The organism is Streptomyces sp. PA03-6a, from assembly GCF_033792765.1.
Lineage (GTDB): Bacteria > Actinomycetota > Actinomycetes > Streptomycetales > Streptomycetaceae > Actinacidiphila.
Genome location: NZ_JARAVK010000295.1, coordinates 1 through 9,889 on the forward strand (window position 1 = coordinate 1; position 9,889 = coordinate 9,889).

Annotated in this window: 7 protein-coding genes, 2 pseudogenes and 1 riboswitch; of the genes and pseudogenes, 3 read left to right on the top strand and 6 right to left on the bottom strand. The window is 74.5% G+C overall.

What is annotated here, in order from left to right; translation table 11 throughout:
• The 6 genes from PV350_RS40235 to PV350_RS40260 all read right to left on the bottom strand — a co-directional run.
• Positions 1-691 (bottom strand): magnesium chelatase ATPase subunit I (locus PV350_RS40235; RefSeq protein ID WP_500338380.1); only part of this gene is annotated, 691 nt, incomplete at its 3' end.
• A gap of 73 nt (positions 692-764) precedes the next feature.
• Positions 765-2,276 carry a cobyric acid synthase gene (locus tag PV350_RS40240; RefSeq protein ID WP_500338381.1) on the bottom strand — a complete coding sequence of 504 codons (1,512 nt, stop codon included), beginning with the start codon at positions 2,274-2,276 and terminating at the stop codon, positions 765-767.
• The gene (locus PV350_RS40245) at positions 2,273-3,259 is read right to left on the bottom strand and encodes a cobalamin biosynthesis protein (RefSeq protein WP_499511154.1); all 987 of its coding nucleotides are present in this window, start codon (positions 3,257-3,259) and stop codon (positions 2,273-2,275) included. The genes PV350_RS40240 and PV350_RS40245 overlap by 4 nt, the downstream gene beginning before the upstream one ends.
• A 54-nt stretch (positions 3,260-3,313) precedes the next feature.
• Positions 3,314-3,439, bottom strand: a riboswitch (cobalamin riboswitch).
• 166 nt (positions 3,440-3,605) lie between these two features.
• Positions 3,606-3,845 (bottom strand): hypothetical protein, encoded by a 240-nt coding sequence (locus PV350_RS40250; protein WP_499511153.1) that lies wholly within the window; start codon positions 3,843-3,845, stop codon positions 3,606-3,608.
• A gap of 37 nt (positions 3,846-3,882) precedes the next feature.
• Entirely contained in the window at positions 3,883-5,100 is a 1,218-nt protein-coding gene (locus tag PV350_RS40255; protein ID WP_499511152.1) for an inorganic phosphate transporter, read from the bottom strand.
• 408 nt (positions 5,101-5,508) lie between these two features.
• Positions 5,509-6,900: an NAD(P)/FAD-dependent oxidoreductase gene (locus PV350_RS40260; RefSeq protein WP_499511151.1), complete on the bottom strand. Its 1,392-nt coding sequence runs from the start codon at positions 6,898-6,900 to the stop codon at positions 5,509-5,511.
• A gap of 117 nt (positions 6,901-7,017) precedes the next feature.
• Between PV350_RS40260 and PV350_RS40265 the strand changes: the two are divergent.
• The 3 genes and pseudogenes from PV350_RS40265 to PV350_RS40275 all read left to right on the top strand — a co-directional run.
• Positions 7,018-7,671 (top strand): annotated as a pseudogene (locus tag PV350_RS40265) (class II aldolase/adducin family protein); the annotation flags it as partial.
• A 227-nt stretch (positions 7,672-7,898) separates the two neighbouring features.
• A complete protein-coding gene (locus PV350_RS40270) occupies positions 7,899-9,011 on the top strand; it encodes an alpha/beta hydrolase (protein WP_499511150.1) in 1,113 nt (370 codons plus the stop codon).
• A 125-nt stretch (positions 9,012-9,136) separates the two neighbouring features.
• Positions 9,137-9,889: pseudogene (locus PV350_RS40275) on the top strand (hypothetical protein); the annotation flags it as partial.

Below are 9,889 nucleotides of genomic sequence, written 5' to 3' on the forward strand. Positions count from 1 at the left end.
CGGCGGCGAAGCCCGCCGGGTCCGCGTCGTAGGCGAGGCGCCGCCGGACGACCTGCACCCGCTCGTCGGTCTCCCGCGAGGCCGCGACCTCCACCGTGAGACCGAAGCGGTCCAGCAACTGCGGCCGCAGCTCGCCCTCTTCGGGGTTCATCGTGCCGACGAGGAGGAAGCGCGCGGCGTGGCGCACGGAGACGCCCTCCCGCTCGACGTAGGAGGCGCCCATGGCGGCCGCGTCCAGCAGCAGGTCCACCAAGTGGTCGTGGAGGAGGTTGACCTCGTCCACGTACAGCACGCCGCGGTGCGCGTCGGCCAGCAGCCCCGGCTCGAAGGCCTTCACGCCCTCCGCCAGGGCCCGTTCGATGTCCAGGGCGCCGACGAGGCGGTCCTCGGACGCGCCGACCGGCAGCTCCACCATGCGCGCCGCCCGGCTCTCCGCGCCGGCGTCCGGGCCGTGCGGCCCGTCCGGGCAGGCCGGGTCGGGCGCCGCCGGGTCGCAGCCGAAGCGGCAGCCGGGCACGACGTCCACGGGCGGCAGCAGCGCCGACAGCGCCCGTACGGCGGTCGACTTGGCGGTGCCCTTCTCGCCGCGCACCAGCACACCGCCCACCGCCGGGCTGACCGCGTTCAGCAGCAACGCCAGGCGCAGGTCCGCCATCCCGACGATCGCGGTGAAGGGGTAAGGGGTGCTCACGCGGCCTCCTGGGTCGAACGGACGTTGCGGCGGTGCTCACGGACGGCCCCGCTACGGGGCCGCGACGGGGTGCTCACGGTGCCCCCGGGGGGACGAAGGGCAGCCCCGCAGGGGGGCCCTGCTCGATGAGGCGCAGCAGCGCGCCGGTGTCGGCGTGCTCCTCGATCAGGTCGCCCAGCCGGTCCAGTTGCTCCTCGCGGAGCGCGCCGAAGGCGGTGCCGGGGGCGGGTACGAAGCGCCGTCCGGCGGCCCGGGCGACGCGGCGCAGGAAGGCGCGGCGGAAGCCGTCGCTCTCCAGCGAGCCGTGCCAGTGGGTGCCCCAGACCGCGCCGGTGCGGCAGCCGTCCAGGAAGGGCTCGTCGCCGCCGCGGACGTCGGCGACCCCGTGGTGGATCTCGTACCCCTCGACCGGTTCGCCGTACGCCTTCCCGGAGGGCCGGGCCAGGGTCTTCGCCACGGCGAAGCGGACCCGCACCGGCAGCAGGCCGAGCCCGGCGACCGTGCCCGCGCGGGACTCGACGTCGTCCTCGATCGTCTCGGCGAGCATCTGGAAGCCGCCGCAGATCCCCAGCACCGGGCGCCCCTGCGCGGCCCGGCGGGTGACGGCATCGGCCAGGCCCCGCTGCCGCAGCCACTCCAGGGCCTTGACCGTGCCGCGGGTGCCGGGCAGGACGACGAGGTCGGCGTCGGCCAGTTCCTCGGGCCGGTCGACGAAGCGGACGAGCACACCGGGCTCGGCGGCGAGCGCGTCCACGTCGGTGAAGTTCGACATCAGCGGGACCGCCGCGACGGCGACCCGCAGGACGTCCTCACCGTGCGGCGGCGCCGTGTCCGACTCCCTGACGGTGCCGCGCAGCGACATCCGCAGGCCGTCCTCCTCGTCGATGCCGAGGCCGTGCCGGTACGGCAGCACCCCGTAGAAGCGGCGCCCGGTCAGCCCGCGCAGCATCTCGAGACCCGGCTCCAGCAAGGACACGTCGCCGCGGAACTTGTTGACCAGGTAGCCGCAGACCAGCTCCTGGTCCTCGGGGGCCAGCAGCGCCGTCGTCCCGAAGAACGAGGCGAAGACCCCGCCCCGGTCGATGTCGCCGACCACGACCACCGGGAGCCCGGCGGCCCGTGCCAGGCCCATGTTGACGATGTCGCCCCGCCGCAGGTTGATCTCGGCTGGGCTGCCGGCGCCCTCGCAGATCACCGCGTCGTACCGGCCGCGCAGCTCCTCCAGGCAGCCGGTGACGGTCTCCAGCAGCTGCGCGCGGCTCCCGTTGTGGTAGCCGCGTGCGCTCATCTCGCCCACCGGGCGTCCCATCAGGACGACCTGGCTGGTGCGGTCCCCGCCGGGCTTGAGCAGCACCGGGTTCATCAGGGCCGTGGGCTCCACGCGCGCCGCCTGGGCCTGCATCGCCTGGGCGCGGCCGATCTCGGCGCCCTCGCGCGTCACGTACGAGTTCAGCGACATGTTCTGCGCCTTGAACGGCGCCACGGACACACCCTGCCGCGCCAGCCACCGGCAGATCCCCGCCGTGACGACGCTCTTGCCGGCGTCCGACGTGGTCCCGGCGACCAGCAGGCCCCCGCCCCTCATGCGTTCCTCCTCCGGGCGACCGCGCCCCACGCCAGGCGCCCGCCGACCGCGACCGCCAGCGCCAGCGCGCCGACCCGTCGCGACAACCGCGCCGCCCGTTCGATGTCCCGTACCTCCACCGGCCGGTTCCCCGCCCCCAGGACGGGCCGGTGCTCGACCCGCCCGCCATAGGCAAGCGTCCCCCCGAGGCGCACGCCCAACGCCCCCGCGAACGAGGCCTCCACCGGTCCCGCGTTCGGGCTGGGATGCCGGGAGCCGTCCCTGCGCCAGGCCCGCCAGGCCCCCCGGGGGTCGGGCCCGGCCAGCACCGCGAGCGCGGCGGTCAGCCGGGCGCCGGGGTAGCCGGCCACGTCGTCCAGCCGGGCCGCCGCCCAGCCGAACCGCCGGTGCCGCGGCGACTTGTGACCCACCATCGCGTCCAGGGTGTTGACCGCGCGGAAGCCCACCAGCCCGGGCACGCCGCCCAGCGCGCCCCACACCAGGGCGCCCACGACGGCGTCCGAGGTGTTCTCCGCGACGGACTCCACGACCGCCCGGGCCAACTGGGCCTCGTCCAGCGCCTGCGGGTCGCGGCCGCACAGATGGGGCAGCCGCCCGCGCGCCGCCTCGGTGTCCCCGGCGGACAGGGCGGCGCCGATGGCGCGCGCCTCCCGCACCAGGGAGGTCCCGCCGAGCACGGCCCAGGTCGCCGCCGCCGTCAGGGCGACGGAGGCGGGGCCGGAACGGCGTGCCGCACGCCGGAGCCCGGCCGCGGCCGCCACGGCGCCGCCCGCGCACAGCGCCGTGTGGAGGGCGCCCCGGCCGCGGTGGTCGCGCCACAGGGCACGCTCCAGGCGGGCGGCGGCGCTGCCGAACACCGCCACGGGGTGACCGCGGCGCGGGTCGGCGAGGGCGAGGTCGGCGAGCCAGCCGAGGGCGGCACCGGTGGCGAACGCGCACGGCGCCGCGACGCCGGTGTCGGGTGAACGGCCGGGGCCGCGCATCACAGGAGTCCTCACTCAGGGTCCGCGCCCTGGTTCGACGTGACCGGCGACGAGAGTCTCCTGGCTCCCGGATCGGCGGCACCCCCGGCCTTCCAGCCCCTCACGGGGCCGTGGCCATGGGCGGGGGTCCGCTCCCCGGTGACAGTGGCGGGACCGCGCCGGATTCGCACCGGACTTCCTCTCCTGCCGCCGTTTGGCGGTTCCGATACCACCACGCGCCGCTCCGGCCCGTCAACTCACCGCGACGGCCTGTGGAAAAGAAGAAACCCCAGCTCACGGCCGGAAAGCCGGGAGCTGAGGTCAACTTCACACCGGGCCGCGCGCACGCTGCCCGGTGACCCGCGGGTCAGGCGACGATCAGGAAGATCCCGTACGCGACGGCTGCCGCGCACAGCGCGAAGCACAGGTACGCGCCGCTGCGGGCCAGCGCGGTCGAGCCGGCGGCGGAGCCGCCGCCCGCCTCGCCGGTGGCCGCGCCCTGCTTGGACAGGCCCACGATGCCGAGGGTGAACAGGCCGACGAGTCCGATGGTCACGGCGAGGCTGACGCCGAAGACGGAGCCGAGGGCAGCCCAGTCGATGTGCATGATGCTGGTTCCTTCCGGGGCCGGTGCGGCACCGCCGTCAGGCGGGGGCCTGGGCGGGGTCGGCGTCGACGGTGGCGGCCGTGAGGCCGGCGGGCGGCGGGATCACGGCGGCGATCGCCGTGGTGATGACGCCCGGCTCCTCGGCGTCGCCGTGGGCCTCGTTGACGTTGGTGTGGTCGACGGGCTTGCGGCGCGAGGCGATCCAGATCGCGACGCAAGCGGCGAGTGCCAGGACGGCGACCGCGGTGACGCCCAGGTCCCCCTGGTCGGCCAGGAGCGCGGCGCCCGCCGCGACCAGACCCGCGGCCGGAAGGGTGAGCCCCCACGCGGCGAACATGCGGCCCGCGGTGCTCCACCGGACGACGCCGCCCTTGCGGCCGACACCGGCACCCATGACGGAGCCGGAGCAGACCTGCGTGGTGGAGAGCGAGAAGCCGAGGTGGGAGGAGGCGAGGATGACGGTGGCGGCGCCGGTCTGGGCGGCGAAGCCCTGCGGCGGCTGGATGTCGGTGATGCCCTTGCCCATGGTGCGGATGATCCGCCAGCCACCGATGAAGGTGCCGAGCGCGATCGCCATGCCGGCCGACACGATGACCCACAGCGGCGGGTCGGAGTCGGGGGCGACGACGTTGCCCGCGATCAGGGCGAGGGTGATGACACCCATGGTCTTCTGTGCGTCGTTGGTGCCGTGCGCGAGGGAGACCAGACCGGCCGAGGCGATCTGCCCGGCCCGGTAGCCCTTGGCGGTCGCCTTCGGGTCGGCGTTGCGGCCGATGCGGTAGGTCAGACGGGTCGCCAGCATCGCGGCGAGACCGGCGACCACCGGGGCGCAGACGGCCGGGATCAGGACCTTCATGACGACCGCGTCACCGTTGATCGAGCTGAAGCCCGCGGAGGCGACGGAGGCGCCGATGAGGCCGCCGAACAGGGCGTGGGAGGAGCTGGAGGGGAGGCCCGCCAGCCAGGTCAGCAGGTTCCAGACGATCGCGCCGACGAGCCCCGCGAAGATCACCTCGGGCTTGATGCCCGCGCTCTCGTCGAGGATGCCGCCGGAGATCGTCTTCGCCACCTCGACGGAGAGGAAGGCGCCGACGAGGTTGAGCACGGCGGACATGGCCACCGCCGTCTTGGGCTTGAGCGCGCCAGTGGAGATGGTGGTCGCCATCGCATTGGCGGTGTCGTGGAAACCGTTCGTGAAGTCGAACACGAGTGCGGTAATGATCACGATTCCGATCAGGAGCGTGATGTGTTCCATTGACCCAGGCATTCGTTCGATCGGACAGTGGCGGTGGCGACCGTACGGAGTCTGGATGAACGGAAGGTGAACGAGGAGAGGCGCGGCGGTGCCGGTGCGTGCGGGGGGTGTGGGTCCGTGTGGACTTCGCCCCGGAATCCGGCCTTTGACGTGCTTCGATCGCCCTTCCCGGCGCCTGCGGAAGAGATCCTGGTCACGGCCCGGGGCCGTCGTGGCCCGACGGGGGGACGGGCCTAGGCCGTGTCGTCAAAGTCCCGCCTACCCAGCGGCGCCTGGCACGGCACCTCGCTGCGTTGTCGAATCGTCCGAGTAGCCCACTACGAGGACGGCTCTCCGCCTTGCGATGCACCGCACCAGACGCCGCTGGGCCCGCCCTTTGGGCGGCCGGCGCTCCTTTGACGACACGGCCTAGTGGCGGCCCGAGATGCGGTCCGCGATGCGCGCCACCCGGTCGGTCTCCGCGCTGCGTCCGGCCTGCTCGCGCCGGTCGGCGGCGCGGTAGGCCGCGTACAGCCCGTGCACCCCGATCCACCGGAAGGGCTCGGGCTCCCAGCGGCGCACGCGGTGGTGCACCCACGGCAGGGACGTCAGCTCCGTGCCGTGCGCCTGGCCGGAGTCCAGCTGGACGAGGTCGCGCAGCGTCCGCGCCGCGAGGTTCGCCGTCGCGACCCCGCTGCCGACGTAGCCGCCCGCCCAGCCGAGGCCGGTGGAGCGGTCCAGTTCGACGCTCGCGCACCAGTCGCGCGGCACGCCGAGCACCCCGGACCACGCGTGGTCGACCGCCACCCGCCCCGTCGCCGGGAAGAAGCGCACCAGGATCTCGCGCAGCGCCTCGACCGTCGCCGCCTGCGTGCGGCCGTCGTTGTCCGTACGGGAGCCGAAGCGGTACGGCACCCCGCGGCCGCCGATGGCGATCCGGTCGTCGGCGGTGCGCTGCGCGTACATGTACGCGTGCGCCATGTCGCCGAGCGCCTCCCGGCCCTCCCAGCCGATCGTGTCCCAGACCTCCTTCGGCAGCGGCTCCGTCACGATCATGGAGGAGTTCATCGGCAGCCACGACCGCTTGTGGCCCTTGAGCGAGGCGGTGAAGCCCTCGGTGCAGCGCAGGACGTAGGGGGCGCGCACGCTCCCGAACGGGGTGACCGCGTGCTTCGGCCGGATCTCGGTCACCGGGGTCGACTCGTGGACGACGACGCCGAGCGCCTCCACCGCCCGGGCCAGCCCCTGCACCAGCTTCGCCGGGTGGACGCGCGCCCCGTGCGGCGTCCAGGTGCCCCCGGCCGTCCCGGCGACCCGGATCCGCGCGGCGGACTCGGCGGCGCCCAGCAGCAGGCGGTCCTTCTCGCCGAAGGCGACCTCGGCCTCGTGGAACGCCCTGAGCCGCGCCAGCTGCGCGGGGGAGTGCGCGACCTCCAGCACCCCGCCCTTGTGGATGTCCGCGTCGATGCCCTCCTCGGCGGCGACCCGGATCACCTCGTCCACGGTCCCGTTCATCTCGCGCTGCAGCGCCACGGCGGCCTCACGGCCGTGCAGCGCGGCGTAGCGGTCGCGGCCGGCGATGCCGTTGTACAGCCAGCCGCCGTTGCGGCCGGAGGCGCCGTAGCCGCAGAAGCGCTGCTCCAGGACGACGATCCGCAGGAAGGGCACGGCCTTCTTCAGGTAGTAGGCGGTCCACAGTCCGGTGTAGCCGCCCCCGACGATGCACACGTCGGCGGTGGTGTCCCCGGGCAGCGGCTCACGCGGCACCGGGAGCCCTGACTTCGCGTACCAGAAGGAGATGCCGCCGTTGACGGTGGTCATGGTGCCCCTGCAATTCGTATGCGTGATCGGTCCGGAAACTGTGCCGGGACGCTACTGTGCCCCGGGAACGTGCGGCAACGGCCAACCTGTCAGGATCAGCGCTCGGAGGTGACACGGATGTCGGTGCGGAACGCGGTGGCACGGGCCTGGTCGGAGCTGGTGGACACGGCCCGCCGCTCGGTCGACGACGGTCTCGTGGTCGGTACGTCCGGCAATGTGTCGGTGCGGGTGGGCGACGACCTCGTGCTCGTCACCCCCAGCGGGGTGCCCTACCACCGCCTGGGCCCGGACGACACGGTCGGCGTCGGCCTGGACGGCAAGCAGGTGCTCGGCGACCTGCGCCCGACGAGCGAGCTGGCGATGCACCTCGCGATCTACCGGCACACCGACGCGGGCGCCGTCGTGCACACCCACGCCGTGCACGCCACCGCCGTCTCCACGCTCCTGTACGAGCTGCCCGCCATCCACTACATGGCCGCGGCCCTGGGCGGCCGGATACGCGTCGCCGACTACGCGACGTACGGCAGCGAGGAACTGGCCGCCAACGTCCTGCGCGCGCTCCGCGACCGCACCGGCTGCCTGCTGCGCAACCACGGCACCATCGTCTACGGCGACGACCTCGAGCAGGCCTACGACCGCACCGCCCAGCTGGAGTGGATGTGCCAGGTCTGGCTCGCCGCCCGCTCCGTCGCCGGGTTCTCGCCCTCCCTGCTCTCCAAGCGCGAACTCGCCCGTGTCGCCGAGAGGCTGCGCCAGTACGGCCAGCCCGGGGACGGGACGGAGGAGGAGCACGAAGGGTACGGGGCGCACGGCGATCACGAGGCCCACGAGGCCCACGAGGCCCACGAGGAGCACGGCGAGTACGGCGAGCAGGGGGAGCACCGGGCCGCACGTGCCGACGTCCCCCGGCCCCGTGCGGCCCACGACGCCGAGAACGACTGAGCCCGGACGGCCCCGCCCACTGGCCGCGCGGGGTGAGCGCGCGGAGACTGGAAGCGATGCGCCTCACCACCGCGGCGGCCCTCGCCGCCACGACAGCGTTCGGTGCCGGTGCGGCCGCGGTGGCGGCCGGGCGGCATGTCTCCGAGCTTGCCCTGAGGCCGACCGCGAACGGCGTCGACCCGGACCCGCTCACCGTCCACGCCGTGACCGGCCAGGACGTCACCCTCAGCCGGACCCTGGGCACCGCCCGGCGCGGTGTGCACGGCCTGATCGCGGCCGGGGTGCACGTCACCGTCGGCGAGGTGCTCTCGACGGCCCCGGACTCGGTCACCCGCCGTCTGGTGCGGATCAACCGCGGCGGCGTCGCGCCGGGCGACCAGGTGCGGCTCACCCCGCAGACGCACGTCGGCACTCCGGGATCGGCCCTCGGCCTGGAGTACCGGGACGCCGAGATACCCGCCGAACTCGGCCTGCTGCCCGCCTGGTTCGTGCCCGGCGCCCGTGACACCTGGGTCGTCCTCGCGCACGGCCTCGGCACCTCCCGCGAGCTCGGCATGAACGTCATGGCGTTCCTGGCCAAACTGCGGCTGCCCGTGCTCGCCTTCTCCTACCGAAACGACGCCGGCGCGCCCCCCTCGTGGGACGGCATCGGCCACCTCGGCGACTCCGAGTGGCGCGACCTCGACGCGGCGATGCGCTACGCGGTACGGCACGGCGCGCGCCGGCTGGTGCTGCACGGCTGGTCCACCGGTGCGACGATGGCGCTCCGTGCCGCCTGCCACTCCCCGCTGCGCTCCCTGGTGTCCGGGATGGTCCTGGACTCCCCGGTGCTCGACTGGCAGAGCACGGTCCGTGCCGCCGCCGCCTCCCGGGGTGCGCCCCGCGCGCTGCTGCCGCTCGGCGTGCGCGCCACCGAGGGCCGCACCGGACTGCACGCGGAGCGGATCGCCGAGGCCGCCCACCCCGAGCGGCTGGACGTCCCGGCGCTCGTCTTCCACGGTCCCGACGACACGCTCGCCCCGTGGGGGCCGTCCCGCCAACTCGCCCGGCAGCGCCCGGACCTGGTCACGCTGCACGCCGTCAGCGGCGCCTCGCACGCGGCCATGTGGAACGCCAACCCCTCAACATACGAGGAGGCCCTCCGGCGCTTCCTCACCCCCCTGCTCTGACGCCCGCCATACGTGGTCTTTATATCCGCACAAAGACCCATCTCTCCCGTCAATTCGGGCGGGGTCAATCCCGGTACGGGGACGCTCGTTTGGGTTTCCGGGTGCTCACCCGCAAGACTGCTCCCGTGACGTCCCGTATCCCGCGAGACACTCCGCTGCGTCTTGTCCCGCGCAGGCCACTCGCCACCGCGCGCCGTGCCGCCACAGTGCGGCGAAGCCGTCCGCCGCGGCCTCCGGAGGGAATCCCGGCGCTGCCCGAGCTCGCCCGCAGGGCGCGCACCGAACTCGCGGACGCCGTACGGCTGGCCCGCTGGGCCGACGCGGAGACCGGCGCCGCCGCCCCCGGGACCGCCGGGATACTACGGGACCCCGACGTGCTGCGGGCGGCCGCCGCCCTGGGCCTGACGGAGCGGCAGGTGCGCACCGCCTGGGACCGGGCGCGGCTGACCGGCCTGATCGAGCTGCACAAAGGAGGGGCCGCCCGGCCCGGCTGGCGACTGCGCGCCTGGGACCGCGACGACACCGCCGTGCTGCGCGGCTGGGTCGCGCTCTTCGACGCGTGGTCGCTCGCGCACCCCGCGGCGCTCGAGCCGGAGTGCGCCGACGCCGACCCCTCGCTCGTCGCCGAGGTCGTCGAGGCCGCACCGCAACTGCTCTCCCTGCTCCACCTCTCCTCCGGTCCGGTCGCCGTGGCCGTACTGCTGGACCTGTTGCGGCAGCGTGTGGCCGAACTACGCGCGGAGCGCCACGAGCCCCCGGCCGGTGCCGCCCGCGACGAACTGCCCGCGCTGCTGGACTGGACGCTGGACGCGCTCGCCCGGGTCGGCGCGCTCAGGCCCCGCGCCCCCCCCCTGTCCCTTAAACACATCTCCGACCCC

Bases quoted from the DNA above. Each gene is read 5' to 3' on its own strand.
- PV350_RS40240 (WP_500338381.1), bottom strand. From the start codon at position 2,276: ATGAGGGGCGGGGGCCTGCTGGTCGCCGGGACCACGTCGGACGCCGGC.
- PV350_RS40245 (WP_499511154.1), bottom strand. From the start codon at position 3,259: ATGCGCGGCCCCGGCCGTTCACCCGACACCGGCGTCGCGGCGCCGTGC.
- PV350_RS40250 (WP_499511153.1), bottom strand. From the start codon at position 3,845: ATGCACATCGACTGGGCTGCCCTCGGCTCCGTCTTCGGCGTCAGCCTC.
- PV350_RS40255 (WP_499511152.1), bottom strand. From the start codon at position 5,100: ATGGAACACATCACGCTCCTGATCGGAATCGTGATCATTACCGCACTC.
- PV350_RS40260 (WP_499511151.1), bottom strand. From the start codon at position 6,900: ATGACCACCGTCAACGGCGGCATCTCCTTCTGGTACGCGAAGTCAGGG.
- PV350_RS40270 (WP_499511150.1), top strand. From the start codon at position 7,899: ATGCGCCTCACCACCGCGGCGGCCCTCGCCGCCACGACAGCGTTCGGT.